Below are 16,590 nucleotides of genomic sequence, written 5' to 3' on the forward strand. Positions count from 1 at the left end.
ATGATTGCGAAGAATAAAAAGATGTATTGAATAACGACTCTCCGACAGCATGAACGCATACGGACTGCCCCGGCGGCAGAAAAATACGTTCACCTGCGGCTGGCGACACTGTTGCCAGAAAGGAGCGGTCCGCCCTGCCGAAGCAGACCGCCCCGTCCATGTCACGAATCTGCTCAGTTGCCGACGGTCAGCTTGAGGTTCAGCAGGCGGGCGGCGTTGCGCCAGAGGAACTTTTCACGGGGAATAGGCAGCCACGGACGATCCAGAGATTCGCGCAGGGCCTGGCTGAGTCCCCGGATGGGGTAGGAGCTGGCGTACAGCACCTGATCCTGCAGCATATGATTGTACATCATGATCTGGTCATCCACAGTGTTGATGAAGGGGAAGTAAAAATAGCTGTCGGGCAGGGAATAGATGTTCTTATAGCGAACACATATGCCCATGAACTCCACCAGCTTGGGATAGCAGGAGTGAGGAACGACAATGGGCATGTTCGGACACGCGATGGCAATATCCTCAATATTCTTGGGATCGTTCCAACTCGTGTCCTCGCCGCACAGCCAGTTCAGGGTAATCACGAGGATAAGCCCTTCGTCCGCCACGGCGCGGTAGAAATCCATGAGCGACGGATCGTTGACGCGGTAGCATTTATCCAGCCAGAACGGTTCCACACAGATGCCTTTCATACCCAGGCGCTTCATCCGGCGAATCTGAGCCAGCGCATCAGGTGCGGTCGGATCAAGAGCAGGCATGCCGAGAAAACGACCGGGATACAGGTTCATGAAGTCCAGAATCTCTTCCGGCGTGACGTTGCCCGAGCCGACGGACGTCGTCTTGGTGAAGCGCCCGACGATGACACCGAGATCAATTCCGGCCTCATCCATTTCTGCCATGAACTGACCATAGTCCCCGGTCACCACGGAAGGAACATATTCGCGACCTTCAGACATCAGCGTGAAGGGACCGGGAGGCGGAGATATCCAGGCCTTGAACAACCCGGTTTCACGAAAGCTCTTGAAAGGAGGACGAACACGAAAGTCGATAATCATAGAAACCTCCAGGATGGAACATGCAAAACAGGCATCCGATCAGACGTCGGCAGGGGTCAGCTTCAGCTTCAAAAGACGAGCCGCATTCTTCCAGAGAAACTTCTCTCTGGGGCCGGGCAGCCAGTCCAGAGCGAGCGAATGCTCCAGCGACTGCTTGAATCCGCGGATGGGATAAGAACTACCGAAAAGCACCTGATCCTGTAACATGTGGTTATACATGATCATCTGGTCCTTTACGGTATTTACGAACGGGAAGTAGACGTAGCTTTCGGGAACGAGATAGATATTGGGGTAACGTACGGCGATGGCCATAAGTTCCACACCACGGGGCCAGCAGGCATGCGTCACGAGGATGGGCAGATCGGGAAACGCCTTGGCCACCTCTTCCAGATGGAAGGGATCGTTGGTCGAGGAATGATAGCCGCAGTTAAAGTTCAGCGTCGTATTGAACAGCATGCGCTTTTCCTGAAGGTATTCGTAAATGGGGAAAAGTCGCCTGTCGTTCAGATTCATGGGAGTCTGACACCAGAACGGTTCCATGCAGATGGCCGGCATACCGAGTTCCAGAGCATGGTCTATCTGCGCAAAGGCATCCTCATCCTGAGGATCAAGCGCCGGCATGCCGATAAAACGCCCGGGATACCTTTTGCACACGGCATCCAGTTCGTCCGCCGTGATATTCCCGCTGCCCTTGTCGTTCGACTTGCTCATCCGGCCGATAATCACCGCGATATCTATGCCGGTTTCATCCATTTCCCGTACAAAGGCATCCATGTCACCGTCCATGGACGGATCCTTTATGCGCCCTTCCCACTGGCACTGATAGCCCAGTTCCGGGTCGGTCCATACATGGAATGCTCCTGAATTCAAATAGCTGGGAATGGGGGGACGTACACGAAAATCAATGATCATTCTGCTCAAGTCCTTCTTTAAAAAGTGACTCTGTCCGGAGGAAACCGGAAGCAAAAAAAACACTCATCTGTCCCCTTGCAAAAAAGATACCAATTTCCCTCCGCGCGTATCATTTTTAAAAAAAATAATAAAATAACATAGTTATATTATTTTTTTTCAAGAATTTCTCTGCATGAGACATGCACTTTTTTACACAAATAAAAGGAAAAAGCTCATTTTTCTGCATCACTCAAAAAAGACAAATATTTTTATAATATATTAATATTATTTATTTAAAATAATTTCACGCAAAGAATTTCTCCTTTGACATTTTATCAAAATGCATCATAAAATATTCGTAAAATTTTATAAAAATAATTATATTTCAATATAATATAAAATATTTTCTTATTTTCTTCGATGCGCACATGCATCAAAAGGTACCCACGGAGGAACCGGAATGGACGAGCTGGAAAGATTCCTGCTGGAAAACAAGGACACGCTGAAAGAACTGGCCAACAATGTGGATTTTTCCATATGGATCAATAACGGCAAAGGAGACATACTTTTTGCTAATAACGCCATCATATCCATGTATGGCGAAGAACCAAAATCTCTTATCGGACACAATATTATTTCACTTGCCGATAATGGATTTGTTACCGATCAGGCATTGGTGGAAACTCTGCGCACAAAAAAAATTGCCTATACTCTTTCACTGAGTAAAACAGGAAACAAACTTTCTCTCGCTTCATATCCACTTATGGATTTTAATAATAAAATTAAATATATTATAGGAATTGGAAAATTTGCAGAAGCAACAAAAAACGCGTCTCAGAAAGAAAAGAAAAAAAATGTCATCACTGAAATGGATGAAATAAAGACCAAAGAGTTTGTTGTTGCCAGTGAACAGATGAATGTTATTATGGAATCTCTGCCGCGCGTGGCAAAAAGCGAAGCGACCGTCATGATTCTGGGTGAAACCGGCGTAGGCAAGGACGGCATCGCCTATCAGATACACAAACTGAGCCCCAGGGCCAATGAACCCTATATGATCATCAACTGTGCCACCATTCCTGAAAATCTTATTGAATCAGAGCTGTTCGGCTATGAAAAAGGTGCATTTACCAATGCGACGACATCAAAGATGGGGCTTTTGGAAATGGCGAACAACGGCACCATCTTTCTGGACGAAGTAGGGGACATGCCCTACTCCGTCCAGATAAAGCTGTTGCGCTGTATACAGAATCGCCAGATCATGCGCGTCGGGGGCACAAAAATGCGTGATCTGAACGTGAGATTCATCACCGCTACCAACCAACCGATGGAAAATCTGGTAAGCGAAGGAAAATTCCGGGAAGATTTGTACTACCGACTCAATGTAATCAAGCTCCATATACCTCCACTGCGTGAACGAACAAATGATATTCTTCCTCTTGTAAAACACTTTATGGTTGTATTTAATAAAAAATACAACACTTCAAAACATCTTTCTAGAGCCGTACTTCGTTGTCTTCAGGGATATTCATGGCCTGGAAACGTGCGCGAACTGGAAAATACCATAGAACATGCCGTTGTTCTCTGCCCATATGCCATCATTGGAACGGAGTTTCTTCCATCCTACATTACGGAGCAGCAGTGCCCTCCAGAAAAAACAAACTTTCCCACACTTAAAGAAGCCGTGGAACAAAGCGAAAAAAAACTCCTGTCCGATGTGATGCGCCAGTACTCCTCTACCAGGCGCGCCGCAGAAATTCTGGGATGCAATCAGGCAACCGTCGTCAGAAAACTTCAAAAATACGGCCTTGTTTAGGAAAAACATCCATGACTGTTCCTCTGTCCGCAGAACAACGAACATCACGGTTGCAAATGTCCGGCTCCAGTCCCCAGGAAACGCATAAAAAAATCCGGCTCTTGAACAGAGCCGGATGGAAATACCTTTCTGCGGGATATGCGGAACACAATCTTCCAGCCAAGAAAAACTTGACAAGTACTGCACCGGATACCGTGACAACTCAGAAAAAAGCATCGTGCACGCGCACATCACAGACTTCTTCTTTCTCTCTTCTGTAATCCGACAAGATAGAGAGGAAGAAAGCGCAGCAGCACCATACTTTTGACATCACGGGCAATGCGATTTCCGCCCCCCGGACATGAAGGACTCATGTATAAAGGCTGACGGAGTCGAGCTTGCCCTAGGGGCTGTCTCTAAATAAGTTCTCGACTTTTCTTCTTTCTGTTGTTTTGATGTCTGGCATGAGCAGACACGACATTTCAGACGAAAAATGGGCCATAATCGGGCCTATGCTGGTAAAGCCCCGTACGGAAACCAGAGGCCGCAAACGTAAGGATGACCGTCTGATGTTTAACGCCATCCTGTGGCTCATGAAAACAGGAGCGCCATGGCGGGACTTGCATCCAGAGTTCGGGCCTTGGAAAACGGTACATAAACGCTTCCTCCAATGGGCTAAACTTGAAGTCTGGGATGACATTCTTCGAATGTTATCCATAAACGCCGATCCTGATGCTATAATTATTGACGCCACCTTTATCAGGCTGCACCAACACGCTACCGGCGCAAAAGGGGGCACTTCCATCAGCAGATCGGTCGCAGTAAAGGCGGATTAACCACCAAGGTTCACGCTGTGGTTGACGCCCTCGGCAATCCTTTGCGCATTCACATTACCGCAGGGAATGTAAATGACATTGTTCCCGCATGTGACCTGATAGAAGGGTTACTGGCAGAAAAGCTCCTTGCGGACAGAGCATATGATGCCAATAAGCTACTGGCATTGGCGGAACGCCAAAATCACGAAGTGGTCATTCCGCCAATGCCAGGCCGACGGATTCAACGAGAGTATGACAGTCATGTATACAAAGAGCGCCATCTTGTTGAATGTTTTTTTGCCAAGCTTAAATCATTTCGCAGAGTTGCTACTCGGTATGATAAGCTGGCCATAACTTTTAAAGCATCTGTCATGCTGGCATCATGCCTTATTTGGCTCCAGTAAACTATTTAGAGACAGCCCCTAGTGCATGGAACAGGCCTCCAGCGCCTTGTCCAGCGTGGCGGTATGGTCGCGCAGGCGGCCGTAAGCAAAGAAATAACGGTGCAGCGTCCACGCCTCAAGGTCGAGGATGTCGAGCTTGCCTTCGCTCTCGTCACAGAGAAAGGGTTTGAGCGCCTCCACCACTTCCTCATCCGGGAAGACCTCCCCTTCGTAGCTGATGCGCAGAAGGTCGCCCGAAAGCTCCACGGCCTCGGGAATATACCAGTCTTCCAGCACGGCGCGCACGGCGCGCAGGGTTTCTTCCGTGGCCGGGTTCAGCGCCCCGTAGGCTTTCACAAGAACCGGTCTCATGTACGCACTCCCTCTCCCGCTGAGCAAAAAAAAGACAAAAAAAGCCGCGCGGAACACTCCGCGCGGCGCAGAAGGAACAACGACTAGCGCATGGCGCCCATGATGGACATGGACGCATTGTTGAGCACATCAGCCAGGGTGCTGGAAAGCGTTTCCTCCGGCAGAGAGGATCCGGGGATGCCGGTCTTTTCCTGCTGGGAGGCAAAGCTCTTGGTCACAGCAGCCTTCTTCTGGCTGTAGAGGCGGGTCTGGATGCGGATGACGGCGTTATAGGTGCTGAGGCTCTTTTCCGTAAGCCACACGCGTTCCACCACGCCGCCCACGATGTAGTCGGGCTGACCGGCCTGAGCCTGCGCCATGGAAGAAGCCACGGAAACCTGAGCGCCCTGACGGGCCAGTTCGTCGGCCAGAGACTGGCTCACCCACTCGGCCACGCTGGAGCTGGGCTGGAAGGGGCTGCCGTCCTTGCGGGCGCCTATGTCGAGGCGGCCGCGCTGATCTTCAAACACCACCACGGTCACACGGGGAGCCGTGGATACGGGCAGCACCGCGGAACCGCTGGTATTATACAGCAGACGGACATTGTTCTGGGCCATGCAGCCGGTGAGGACCGCCGCGGCGAAAAGCAACACCGCACAGAATGCCAGGGAAAGACGACGGAAATGGTTCATACCTTACTCCTGAAAAAGGGATGAGGCATTCTAACGTTTTTGCGGACGCAACGCAACGCACCGCTGCACCCTACAGCCCCATGCGCACCTGATAAAGACGATTTCCCCGCAGAACCTGAAGAAGAACCTGCCGCTTGAGAAAATCGCGGCGGAAGGAATCGAGAAAATCCCTGCGGGAGCGTATGCTCCGCCCGGAAATACCGGCAATGGAGTCGCCTTTCTGCAGGCCCAGCCGCTGTGCCGGAGACTGATCCCGGACCCTGGCGACCACGGCGCCGTTCCGCCCGTCCTTCACCGTCATGCCCCAGCGGCGCAGGGCGAGATCTTCCGCCGTTCTGTCGTCAAAGTCCGCCGTCTTCAGGTTGAAGGTCTTTTCCCTGCCGTCGCGCCACACCTTCAGCGTCACCGGGGCATGGGGCTGATGATTGCGCAGCAGGGAAAGGAACTTATCGCGGTCGGAGACACGGTTGCCGCCCAGCTCCGTGATGACATCGCCGGGACGTATGCCCGCCTCTTCCGCCGGGCCGTCCTTGAACACCTCCGTCACCAGCAGGCCTTCCGCCTCAGGCAGGCGCAGGTAGCGCGCCGTGCGCGGATCCACGTTCTGCCCGATGAGGGCAAGCCACGGCGTGCTGACATGGCCCTGATCGAGGATTTCATCCACCACGCGCCGCGCCTTGCTGATGGGAATGGCAAAACCTATGCCCTGCGCCTTGTCGTAGATGGCGGTGTTCACACCCACAAGTTCGCCCAGAATATTGAGCAGCGGCCCCCCGCTGTTGCCGGGGTTGATGGCGGCGTCGGTCTGAATCAGGTCGGTAAACACGCCGTCTTCGGCTTCTATGGTGCGATCCAGCGCGGAAATGACGCCCGTGGTCACGGTATGGGAAAATCCGTAGGGGTTGCCGATGGCAATGACGCTCTCCCCGGGCATGAGGTCGGTGGAATCGCCCATGGCTACGGAAGGCAGATCCCTGGCGCCCTTGAGGCGGAGCACGGCGATGTCGAAATCAGGCTCGGCGCCCACCACATCGGCGGAAAAGGTGCGTCCGTCGAGAAGGCGCACGGAAATCTCGGAGGCGCCGTTCACCACATGGGCGTTGGTAAGCACAAGGGAACGGCGGCCGTCGATGATGATGCCGGAACCTATGGCCTCCCCACGCAGATCGCGGCCGGGCATGCCGAAGAAGAAATCGAAGGGCGTAAGCTCACGGGAGGAGCGGCGCTCCACCAGCGTGCTCGTAATGTTCACCACGGCGGGAGCCACGGCCTCCACGGCCTTGACCGCAGGCGTGACTCTGGCCTGCTGCCGCTCCGTCAGCGCCCGGGGAGCATACGCGGCTTCGGAGGTGAGGGGAAAAAGCAGGGCGCAGATAAAGAACAGGGTACGGAATCTCATGTGATCACCAGGTGTTGAATGCCCCTCCGTTCACGGGAACGAAGGGGCTTTGTCCATGCCTGCATGATATCGGAACAGGCGTTATCTGCGGTGTTCCGGTCGCGGGGCGGGACGGGAAGGTTCGTGTCTGGAAGAAGGCGCAGGCCGCTGCACGGCGGGCCTGTCGGGCCGGGGCGCGGGCTTCTGCACTGCAGGCCCTGCGGGATGCGGCTTCTCCGGCCGGGGAGCGGGACGCTGCAGGGCAGGCTTCGGCGCAGGCGGACGATGCGACGCCGGCGGAGGCGGAGGCCTGTGCCCGTCGTAATCATGCGAGGGAGGGGGAACACATCCGGCAAGGAGCAGACAGCTCAGCACTATGGGCAATACTTTCATGGTTCTCTCCTGAAAAACTGCGGGGAAACAGTCTGTTGCCGCCCTGCTGCTCTCTCAGGCAGAAAACGGCGGAATGCGGCCGCAGCCGGCATCTGCGCCTCCTGTCTGCCTGAAAACCGTATCGCAGGGCTTTTTATTCCGACAGATCAGCGCGGACCGGGACCGCCGGGCCTCGGCCGGGGAGCATCGTGTCTCTTGGGCGGATCGGCGGGCCGATGAGCCGCGGGCTTGCCCGGCCCAGGCGCAGGACGATGCACTTCCGGTCTGGGCGGACGCCCGGCAGGCCGTACCGCCGCAGGTCTGGGCCGGGGGGCGGGGGGCCTTACCGCAGGCTTCGGACGGGGAGCCGGCGGCCGTACCGCGGGTTTCGGGCGCGGAGGAGGCGGCGGACGATGCACCACATGGGGAGGCGGCGCATGGTACACATGCCCCGGAGGCGGCGGAGGTGAGTAATAGTCATCATAGACCGGCATGCAGCCGGCGAGGAACAGGCAGCTCAGCACAAGGGGAAACACTCTCATGACAGACTCCTGAAAACGCTTTTTTCACGGCATGACACAGGTGCATCCGCTCCCCGGGGAAGAAATTCCCGCCCCGGGAGCGTCACCTGCGGCGCAGAGGCCGTTTTCACACCGTTTCTAGTGCCACCTCGGGCCCCAGTAATCCATGTGGGGCGCTTCATGAGGAGGCCTTCTCGGCGGCGCGTCGTACCGGGCATTGCGGTCGGGGCCTCCATGATGGTGATGCGGAGGCGGCGCGCACCCGGCAAGGGCGAACATCGAACAAAGAAGGGCGATCAGGAAAAAACGATACATAGGCTACTCCTCCTTATTTCACGCTCTGCTTCCTGCTGAACGTGGCCGTGGCGCGCAGACCTCCTTCGGGACGGTTTTCCAGCGTCACATCACCGCCGTGCATGCGGGCCATGCTCCGCGCGATGGAAAGCCCGAGACCGGTGCCGCCGGTACTGCGGTTGCGCGAGCGCTCCACTCTGTAGAAGGGTTCAAACACCTTCTTCAGTTCCGCTTCCGCTATACCGGGCCCGCTGTCGGAAATGATGACGGAGAGCATGTCATCCCCGTCCACCACATCCACCACGACCCCGCCCCCGTAGCGGAGGGCGTTGTCCATAAGGTTGGCAAGGCAGCGTTTCATACTCAAAGGTCTTGCGGCAAGGGGACGGATGGAGAACATGGCGTCGGGATTCTGGAGCCTGTCCTCCATGCGGATGTCCATACCCATGTCCTGCCGGTCTTCCACAAGACTTTCAATAAGCGACATCACATCCACCATGGCCACATTCTCGCTCTTGCTGCGCGCAATGTCGATGGTGGTATCCATGATCTGCTGAAGTTCGCCGATATCCTTCTGAAGCGGCCCCCGCTGGCTTTCGTCGAGCTGCTCCACGCGCAGGCGCATGCGGGTGAGCGGCGTGCGCAGATCGTGGGACACTGCGGCCAGCGTGCGTTCCCGCTCATCCAGAAATTCGCGTATGCTCGTCTGCATGCGGTTGAAGGCCTGCGCGGCCTCCCGCACCTCGCTGGGCCCTGTTTCCGGCAGAGCCGGGGTCCTGATGTCGCGGCCGAAACGGTCGGCGGCCCGGGCCAGCCTGCGCAGAGGCTTCACGCACAGGTAGAACGCCAGCAGGCTGATGGCCACGAAGAATATTTCAATGGCAATGATGCTGGTAAAGGGAAAGTACGGCATGGGAGGATAACCGGGGGCGGAATCCTCGATGACCACCCAGGTGCCGTCGTGCAGAGGCACCACGGCCGTGGCCTGATACACGGAAGGCCCCCGCGTTCTCTTGGACTTGGAAAAATACTGGCAGACCGACTGCCCGAAGGATTCCATGGGGCTCGGCAGGTTCAGCTCCCTCACCGCCAGCATGGCGCGGCGCGGCACATCGTCGAGCCTTTTTTCCGCATGCATCATCCTGCCGTGATGCGGCCTGCTGTCGCCGTACAGACGGGAAAGGGAAAGGTTGAGCATGTATTCCATGAGCACGGAAGCTTCCCGCAGGTCCTCATCGTTCACGGTAAGCGTGGGGCAGGAAGAGGTAAAGCTGACAAAGAAGCCCCGGCTGTTGAACTGCTCGCGCAGCACGAAGCGGATTTCCGCCGAGGTGGCGTCCAGAAGGGCGGCCACTTCGGCCATGCGGCGCGCGCGGTCAGCCATGAGCCCGCGCATGAAATAGAAGTGGCGCGATTCTCCGGCGTAGATGGTGGTGAGCAGGAGCATGGCAAAGAAGCCGCCGGAAAAAATGAGAATAAGCCGCGCAAAGAGAGAATCGGGCGACATCCGCGCAAAGAAACGGCGCAGGCGGGCAAGAAATCCCCTGCCCTGCGAAGAAATGCTCCGGCTTCCCGCAGCCATGGTCATTCCGCCGTGATGGCGCTGGTGAACACATAGCCGTCACCGCGCACGGTTTTGATGAGCTTGTTCTCGCGGCCCTTGTCGCCGTCGCCGGTATCGCGCAGGCGGGCACGGAGGCGGCAGACCTGCACGTCGAGACTGCGGTCGAAGGGACTGCGGTCGGTTTCCTGCCCCTGAAGCTCATCCTGAATGAAGTCGCGGCTGAGCACCTTCTGCGGGTGTTCCAGGAAAATGGTGAGCAGCCGGTATTCCGCACCGCTCAGGTTCACCACCATGCCTCCGGGCGCAATGAGGTGGCGGGCCGAGACATCCAGGGTCCAGCCGCTGAAATGATACGCCTTTTCCGGACGGCCGGCATCGGCCGACACATCGGCCACCCTGCCGGAACGACGCAGCACGGCGCGGATGCGGGCCAGAAGCTCGCGCGGCTGGAAGGGCTTGACTACATAGTCGTCGGCCCCGAGTTCCAGCCCCACCACGCGGTCGGCGGTATCGCCGAGAGCGGTAAGGAAAATGACGGGAACAGAAGACAGGCCCTCTGCGGCGCGCAGCCTGCGGCAGAGGGAAAGGCCGTCCTCGCCGGGCATCATGATGTCAAGAACGATAAGGTCGGGCTTTTCCTGCTCAAGGCTCTCGAACATGGCCTTGCCGCCGTCGGCCACACGCACCAGGAAACCATGCTGGCGCAGGTAGTCGGCCATGAGGTCGCGTATATCCTGATCGTCGTCGACCACCAGCAGGGACAGAGAAGGCATCTGGGAATTTTCGGTATCGGGCATGGCAGTATCCTCCGGGAGAGTCTGCATCGACTATAGCCGGGAGCGGGAATGAACGCACCTTTTTTCCTGTTACAATATGTTGCAGGAAACTTGCTGCTCCTTGCCCGGGCCTTGCGCACGGAGCACGGGCCCTGCGCCCCCTCCGCCGCAGGAAACACCTTTCCCGCAGGCCTCCATGACAAAAGGCCCGTCGCCTTTCCCGGGGAACGCTTCCCGCAAAAAGGATCACTCCATGTCGCGCAGCCTTCGTTCCACCTCGTCGATGATGTACCGGGGGGTGGAGGCTCCGGCGGTGAGGCCCACCGTGCGCACACCGGCAAAATCCGCCGCGTTCAGCTCATCGGCCGTTTCCACAAGCACCGTGGGCACGCCGCGCATTCTGGCAAGTTCCGCAAGGCGCCGCGTATTGCCGCTGGATTTGCCGCCCGCCACCACCATGGCCTGCACGCGCGCAGCAATCTCACCGGCTTCCTCCTGGCGTTCGCGCGTGGCGTCGCAGATGGTGTCGAGCACCACAAGAGAGGAACCCAGACGCTGCACGAGGCGGCGGTGCATCTCGTCGAAAATCAGTCTGTCCTGCGTGGTCTGGGCCGCAAGCACCACGGCCCTGCCTTCCGGAGGCGTTTTTTCCAGCATGGCTTCCATTTCCTCAAGAGAGGAAAAAATGCGGCTTTCCCCGGCTGCATAGGAAATGAGGCCGCGTACTTCGGGATGCTCCGCCTCGCCGTAGAGCAGAAGTTCCCGCCCCGAAGCCGTGGCTTCGGCTATGGCGAGCTGAGCGTTCTTCACCCGGGGGCAGGTGGCGTCCTCCACCCGCGCGCAGCGCCTGCGAAGTTCCGCCTCCACGTCCCGCGTGATGCCGTGGGCGCGGATGAGCACCGACATGTCGGCTTCGGCCTCCTCCACGGAGTGCAGACAGTGCACGCCCTTGCGTGCGTAGTCTTCCAGCACCTGCGGATTATGGATGATTTCCCCGAGCGTGGCCACACGCTCACCGGGGCGTGCCGCCACTATGGTGTCGAGCTTGTGCAGGGCAAGGGCCACCCCCATGCAGAAGCCTGCATGGCTTGCGCGTACGACGTTCATGGATGTCCTCCGTCAGCGTTGTCCGGCGCGCCGCATGCGCCGCAGGAAGGGGGAAGCCACCACATAGAAATAATCGCGGTGGAAGAACCAGGAAAGCACCAGCCACGAACCCACGAACAGCAGCCCGCCCACAAGAAGCACGAGGAACTGCTGAAGCAGCGGATGCAGACCGGAAAGCAGATGGAAGCCGTCGTGCATCACGGCAAGCATGATGCCGCATCCGGGCATGGACATGAGCGCATTGCGCCACGCCGTGCCCCATATTCCGGCAAAGGCTCCCCGGGCAAAGCGCCTTTCGGCAATGAAGAGCAGCACCAGCGCGTACGCCGCCACGCAGACCGTGGTGACGAGCGCCACGCCGCGCGCCCCCATGAGAGGAATGAACACCAGATAGCCCGGAACGGCCAGAAGCGTGGCCACCGTACCCACCACGGCGGGGGTGAGCGTGTCCTGCACGGCATAGAAGGCGCGCCCGGTCACCTGCTGCAGAAGCCAGAAGGGAACGGCCAGCATCATGATCTGCAGAAGCGGGGCCGCGCCTGCGGTATGGGAAACGGAAAAGCTGCCGCCCTCGAAAATGAAGCCCAGCACGGGACCGGAGGCGGTAATCATCCAGGCCGTCACGGGAATGGCCACGATCATGCTGTTTCTCATGGTGCGGCCGAGGGTGGAGCGGAATTCCTCCATGTTGCCGTGCGCCGCAAGGGAGGCCAGGAAGGGGAAGGAGGCCACGCCCGCCGCCTGAGCCACCACGCCCACGGGCACCATCATGATGCGCCGCGCGTAGTTGAGCAGGCTCACGGCGCCTTCACCGGCAAGGCTTCCGAAAATACGCACGAACTGCTCGTCGAGCACCACCACGGACTGCCCTATCATGAGCGGCAGGGCCATGAGCAGGAATTTCTTCATGAGCGGGTGCACAAGGCCGGGCACGAAGCTGAGTCCGCCCGCACGCACCGTGACGAGGGGAAGCAGAAAAGCTCCCACGGCCGCGCCGGCGAGCACGCCCCAGCAGAAGCCTTCCATGCCCTGCACAAGGCCAAGATACGGCAGCCCCACGCCGAAGAGCAGGATGCAGCCGTTGTACAGAAGCGGCATGAGCGCCGGAACCGCAAACTGATGACGGATGTAGAGTATGGCCGAAAGGCAGGCTCCGGGCAGGAAAAAGACCTGGGCGGGGAGCACGATGCGCAGAAAGGAGGAGAGCCGTTCGCACTGGGCGGCATTGAAGCCCGGCGCAACCAGCGGGGCAAGTTCGGGCGCGGCGATCCACGCCAGCACCGAAAGCACGCCTATGGAAAGAGTGGCCCAGCAGAACACCGTGCCGAAGAATCGCCAGCCGTCGGCCTCGTCCTCTTCAAAACGCCTGGAAAGCAGCGGAATGAGCGTAATGGAAACATAGCCCCCCGCCAGCAGATAGTTCAGAAAGTCCGGAACGACGAAGGCCGCGAAGTAAATGTCGGCCTCGCCCCCTGCACCGAACTGCCAGGAAATGATCTTGTCGCGGAAAAGCCCCATGAAACGCGAAACAAGAACACTGAACGCCATGATAAGGGCGGCCGCGCCCATTTTCTGCCGTGAGGTAAGCGCCATACTCTGCCGTCAACCTTTTTTATATGTCACAGTCCGGGAAACAGACCCGGACGCAGGAACTTCAGCTGCTCCGAAAAAAACGGGGCTGCTTCCCATGCACCCATCATGCCACAACTTGCACGCATCGTATACTCGGCCTGAGCCCCTTGGAAAAGAAAGGCCCGGGCGGATACGCCTACACGGGAAGCCCGAAGGACCGGGCGTGGGAAAGTACGCGCACGCTTTCGGGCGGAATGACCACATACTCGCGGCTGAGCGGCCGCCACGCGTCGGTGAGCTTTGCATACGGCAGGCAGTAAAGCGCGCCCGCCTCCAGGCTGCAGTCCAGAAAATGCAGCCCTTCCATGTCCATGTAGTGCCCCACCGTCCAGTGATCCACATAGGGCTTTTCCGAGGGCGGAGCGATGCGGAGAAAACGGAAAATGGAAACAAAGGGCATGGGCGGCCTGGCACAGGAACGAAGCGTTTCCCACACCACTTCACAGGGAGTGTCCGCCTGAAACGGCGCGCGGACGGAAAGCGCGGGAAATTCATTCCTGCGCACGTCGTCGAGCATATAATCCACCAGCGCCAGATAGTCGGTCTTGTGTTCAAGAATCCTGCTGAACGTTCCGGCATCGGCGGACTGCGCCAGAAGCACACGGTTGAAAATTCTGCGGGCCTGCAGCGGCCCCAGGTTGAAAAGCACCTGAAGGGCGTTGAGCACCGCGTACATGGCGCAGAAATTGTCGATTTTTCCCTGATAGAACGGCTGCATGACAAACTCCCGGCAGGCATTGAAGCAGGAGGACCCTACGGCCCGTGCCTGGAGCCATCCTTCTGTTTTCCTTTTCTTTCAGGGATAGCCTTCCCCTGTTATCCCGTCAAGGCGCTGGACAGTCTGCACCGGCCTGTGTATAGTATCCCCCGAAACGGCATATTACCATAACTTGATATAAAGATATGCCTCTCTGGACGCTCCCAGCTCAAGGCGTCCAGCCCCTGTCGCAGCCTCCGAGCGTACCGTGAACTTCAAGGAGAGACCATGATCCCCTCTAAAGGCAGATACCTTTTCACCTCCGAATCCGTCACCGAAGGCCATCCCGACAAGGTGGCCGACCAGATTTCCGATGCCGTGCTCGACGCCCTGCTGGCCCAGGACCCCGACTCCCATGTGGCCTGCGAAACGCTGGTGACCACCGGCATGGCCATTGTGGCCGGCGAAATCACCACCAAGGGCTATGCCGACCTGCCCTCCATCGTGCGCCGCACCATCCGTGAAATCGGCTACATCGGCTCCGACATGGGCTTCGACGCGCAGACCTGCGCCGTGATCTCCTCCATCGACAAGCAGTCTCCCGACATCGCCCAGGGCGTGATCCGCGAAAATCCCGAGGATCAGGGCGCAGGCGACCAGGGCATGATGTTCGGCTTTGCCTCAAACGAAACCGACACCCTCATGCCCGCCCCCATCTACTGGGCGCATCAGCTTTCCCTTCAGCTTTCCCGCGTGCGCAAGAACGGCATCGTGGACTTCTTCCGTCCCGACGGCAAGACGCAGGTTTCCTTCGAGTACGTCGACGGCAAGCCCGTGCGCATCAACAACGTGGTGGTCTCCACCCAGCATTCCCCCAAGGTCAGCCATGACGACATCGTGGAGGCCGTGAAGAAGGAAGTCATCCGTCCCATTCTGGAACCCACCGGCTACTTCGACGAAAAGAACTGCGAAATCTTCATCAACACCACGGGCCGTTTCGTCATCGGCGGCCCCATGGGCGACTGCGGCCTCACCGGCCGCAAGATCATTCAGGACACCTACGGCGGCATGGGCAACCACGGCGGCGGCGCCTTCTCCGGCAAGGACCCCTCCAAGGTGGACCGTTCCGGCGCGTACATGGCCCGCTATGTGGCCAAGAACATCGTGGCCGCCGGCCTTGCCGACCGCTGCGAAGTGCAGATTGCCTACTGCATCGGCGTGGCCGAACCTGTTTCCGTGCTGGTGCACACCTTCGAAACCGGCAAGCTGCCCGATGAACAGCTGACGAACATCGTGCGCGAAGTGTTCGACCTGCGCCCCTACTTCATCTGCAAGCGCCTCGACCTCAAGCGCCCCATCTACAGCAAGACTTCCTGCTACGGCCACTTCGGCCGCGAACTTCCCGAATTTGCCTGGGAAAAGCGCGACGCCGTGGCCGACCTGCTCACCGCCGCGAAGATCTGACGCTTCGCACATGAGATGAAAAAAGGGGAAGGCGCAACGCCTTCCCTTTTTTTGCGCTTCGGAGCATCCCGCCGGCGGGATCTCCCAAAAACTCAGCGCTTATTCCACGGCATGCGTGCCAGAAGCAGGCCGAGGCCGCAGAAGCCGGTGACTCCGGCAAACACCAGCCCCGCGCCCACAAAGGCGGAAAGCCAGAGCATGGGCGTCCAGACAAGGCCGCCCAGAAGACCGAGCAGCACCAGAGAGCCCGCGCCTATCTGTATCTGGCGGAAAAGCGGGAACTGTGCGCGGCCCGCCTCGGTAGGCAGGCCTTCCTTCTTCCAGCCGGAAAGGCCGCCTTCCATCTGCCAGGCCTGCGTATCCCCGGCAAGACGGGAGAGCAGATCGGCGTTCTTTTCCGTGCGGTTGCCGGAACGGCAGAAGAAGACAACAGGTTTTTCCGGCGCGTCGGCATCCTTGAGCGGATACACTTCCGCAATGGACAGCGGCACGAGGCGCGCCCCGGGAATAAAGGTTTCGGCGTATTCCGAAGTTTCTCTGACATCGACAAGACGGGCTTCCCCGTTCTGCAGCATATCGAAGGCCTTGCGCGGAGAAATGACGGGCAGCATGGCATATCCTCCTGTTTTGCCCCGACTCTGGCAGGAAAACACAAAACGCGCAAGGGAGCAGCCCGTATTTTCCTTCTGCGTGCGCCCCCCTTTTGCTGAGAAAGGCTTCTCCCTGTGCGAAAAAAAGCCCGCCATACACGCAAAAGACTCCGGAACCTTTCGGCCGCATTCCGCCCGCCGGAACAGCGGGCGGGCAGAGCA

At 58.0% G+C, this 16,590-nt stretch carries 14 protein-coding genes and 1 pseudogene; 3 read left to right on the plus strand and 12 right to left on the minus strand.

Features of this window, described 5'->3' with window-relative positions; translation table 11 throughout:
* Nucleotides 1–173: 173 nt before the first annotated feature.
* Nucleotides 174–1,049: an amidohydrolase family protein gene (locus Q0K07_RS00330; RefSeq protein ID WP_294554860.1), complete on the minus strand. Its 876-nt coding sequence runs from the start codon at nucleotides 1,047–1,049 to the stop codon at nucleotides 174–176.
* A gap of 39 nt (nucleotides 1,050–1,088) precedes the next feature.
* The gene (locus Q0K07_RS00335; protein ID WP_294554863.1) at nucleotides 1,089–1,961 is read right to left on the minus strand and encodes an amidohydrolase family protein; all 873 of its coding nucleotides are present in this window, start codon (nucleotides 1,959–1,961) and stop codon (nucleotides 1,089–1,091) included.
* A gap of 439 nt (nucleotides 1,962–2,400) precedes the next feature.
* Between Q0K07_RS00335 and Q0K07_RS00340 the strand changes: the two genes are divergently transcribed.
* Both Q0K07_RS00340 and Q0K07_RS00345 read left to right on the plus strand, forming a co-directional pair.
* Complete coding sequence (locus Q0K07_RS00340) at nucleotides 2,401–3,753, plus strand: sigma 54-interacting transcriptional regulator (protein ID WP_294554866.1); 1,353 nt, start codon at nucleotides 2,401–2,403, stop codon at nucleotides 3,751–3,753.
* A gap of 470 nt (nucleotides 3,754–4,223) precedes the next feature.
* Nucleotides 4,224–4,951 (plus strand): annotated as a pseudogene (locus Q0K07_RS00345) (IS5 family transposase); the annotation flags it as partial.
* A gap of 18 nt (nucleotides 4,952–4,969) precedes the next feature.
* Here the strand turns inward: Q0K07_RS00345 and Q0K07_RS00350 are convergent.
* The 9 genes from Q0K07_RS00350 to Q0K07_RS00390 form a co-directional block, all read right to left on the minus strand.
* On the minus strand, nucleotides 4,970–5,302 hold the full coding sequence (locus Q0K07_RS00350) for a hypothetical protein (RefSeq protein ID WP_294554869.1): 333 nt from the start codon (nucleotides 5,300–5,302) through the stop codon (nucleotides 4,970–4,972).
* A gap of 83 nt (nucleotides 5,303–5,385) precedes the next feature.
* Complete coding sequence (locus tag Q0K07_RS00355) at nucleotides 5,386–5,973, minus strand: hypothetical protein (protein WP_294554871.1); 588 nt, start codon at nucleotides 5,971–5,973, stop codon at nucleotides 5,386–5,388.
* A 70-nt stretch (nucleotides 5,974–6,043) separates the two neighbouring features.
* The gene (locus Q0K07_RS00360; RefSeq protein WP_294554874.1) at nucleotides 6,044–7,372 is read right to left on the minus strand and encodes a trypsin-like peptidase domain-containing protein; all 1,329 of its coding nucleotides are present in this window, start codon (nucleotides 7,370–7,372) and stop codon (nucleotides 6,044–6,046) included.
* Between the two features lie 1,010 nt (nucleotides 7,373–8,382).
* Nucleotides 8,383–8,559 (minus strand): hypothetical protein, encoded by a 177-nt coding sequence (locus Q0K07_RS00365; RefSeq protein ID WP_294554877.1) that lies wholly within the window; start codon nucleotides 8,557–8,559, stop codon nucleotides 8,383–8,385.
* 13 nt (nucleotides 8,560–8,572) lie between these two features.
* Nucleotides 8,573–10,120, minus strand: a complete 1,548-nt coding sequence (locus tag Q0K07_RS00370; protein ID WP_294554880.1) for an ATP-binding protein — start codon at nucleotides 10,118–10,120, stop codon at nucleotides 8,573–8,575.
* A 2-nt stretch (nucleotides 10,121–10,122) separates the two neighbouring features.
* Complete coding sequence (locus Q0K07_RS00375; protein ID WP_294554883.1) at nucleotides 10,123–10,899, minus strand: response regulator transcription factor; 777 nt, start codon at nucleotides 10,897–10,899, stop codon at nucleotides 10,123–10,125.
* A 225-nt stretch (nucleotides 10,900–11,124) separates the two neighbouring features.
* Nucleotides 11,125–11,985 carry a 4-hydroxy-3-methylbut-2-enyl diphosphate reductase gene (ispH, locus tag Q0K07_RS00380; protein WP_294554886.1) on the minus strand — a complete coding sequence of 287 codons (861 nt, stop codon included), beginning with the start codon at nucleotides 11,983–11,985 and terminating at the stop codon, nucleotides 11,125–11,127.
* 12 nt (nucleotides 11,986–11,997) lie between these two features.
* Entirely contained in the window at nucleotides 11,998–13,578 is a 1,581-nt protein-coding gene (gene murJ, locus Q0K07_RS00385) for a murein biosynthesis integral membrane protein MurJ (protein WP_294554889.1), read from the minus strand.
* A 175-nt stretch (nucleotides 13,579–13,753) separates the two neighbouring features.
* Nucleotides 13,754–14,335: a hypothetical protein gene (locus Q0K07_RS00390; RefSeq protein WP_294554892.1), complete on the minus strand. Its 582-nt coding sequence runs from the start codon at nucleotides 14,333–14,335 to the stop codon at nucleotides 13,754–13,756.
* Nucleotides 14,336–14,602: 267 nt separating this feature from the next.
* On the opposite strand from Q0K07_RS00390, the gene metK reads away from it, so the two are divergent.
* Entirely contained in the window at nucleotides 14,603–15,778 is a 1,176-nt protein-coding gene (gene metK / locus Q0K07_RS00395) for a methionine adenosyltransferase (RefSeq protein ID WP_294554895.1), read from the plus strand.
* Nucleotides 15,779–15,870: 92 nt separating this feature from the next.
* Here metK and Q0K07_RS00400 read toward each other — a convergent pair whose 3' ends face one another.
* Entirely contained in the window at nucleotides 15,871–16,389 is a 519-nt protein-coding gene (locus Q0K07_RS00400) for a rhodanese family protein (protein WP_294554897.1), read from the minus strand.
* Between the last annotated feature and the right edge of the window lie 201 nt (nucleotides 16,390–16,590).

This window comes from uncultured Mailhella sp. (assembly GCF_944324615.1).
Lineage (GTDB): Bacteria > Desulfobacterota > Desulfovibrionia > Desulfovibrionales > Desulfovibrionaceae > Mailhella.

Coding starts and splice junctions, on each gene's coding strand:
- Q0K07_RS00330 (WP_294554860.1), bottom strand. CDS start 1,049: ATGATTATCGACTTTCGTGTTCGTCCTCCTTTCAAGAGCTTTCGTGAA.
- Q0K07_RS00335 (WP_294554863.1), bottom strand. CDS start 1,961: ATGATCATTGATTTTCGTGTACGTCCCCCCATTCCCAGCTATTTGAAT.
- Q0K07_RS00340 (WP_294554866.1), top strand. CDS start 2,401: ATGGACGAGCTGGAAAGATTCCTGCTGGAAAACAAGGACACGCTGAAA.
- Q0K07_RS00350 (WP_294554869.1), bottom strand. CDS start 5,302: ATGAGACCGGTTCTTGTGAAAGCCTACGGGGCGCTGAACCCGGCCACG.
- Q0K07_RS00355 (WP_294554871.1), bottom strand. CDS start 5,973: ATGAACCATTTCCGTCGTCTTTCCCTGGCATTCTGTGCGGTGTTGCTT.
- Q0K07_RS00360 (WP_294554874.1), bottom strand. CDS start 7,372: ATGAGATTCCGTACCCTGTTCTTTATCTGCGCCCTGCTTTTTCCCCTC.
- Q0K07_RS00365 (WP_294554877.1), bottom strand. CDS start 8,559: ATGTATCGTTTTTTCCTGATCGCCCTTCTTTGTTCGATGTTCGCCCTT.
- Q0K07_RS00370 (WP_294554880.1), bottom strand. CDS start 10,120: ATGGCTGCGGGAAGCCGGAGCATTTCTTCGCAGGGCAGGGGATTTCTT.
- Q0K07_RS00375 (WP_294554883.1), bottom strand. CDS start 10,899: ATGCCCGATACCGAAAATTCCCAGATGCCTTCTCTGTCCCTGCTGGTG.
- ispH (WP_294554886.1), bottom strand. CDS start 11,985: ATGAACGTCGTACGCGCAAGCCATGCAGGCTTCTGCATGGGGGTGGCC.
- murJ (WP_294554889.1), bottom strand. CDS start 13,578: ATGGCGCTTACCTCACGGCAGAAAATGGGCGCGGCCGCCCTTATCATG.
- Q0K07_RS00390 (WP_294554892.1), bottom strand. CDS start 14,335: ATGCAGCCGTTCTATCAGGGAAAAATCGACAATTTCTGCGCCATGTAC.
- metK (WP_294554895.1), top strand. CDS start 14,603: ATGATCCCCTCTAAAGGCAGATACCTTTTCACCTCCGAATCCGTCACC.
- Q0K07_RS00400 (WP_294554897.1), bottom strand. CDS start 16,389: ATGCTGCCCGTCATTTCTCCGCGCAAGGCCTTCGATATGCTGCAGAAC.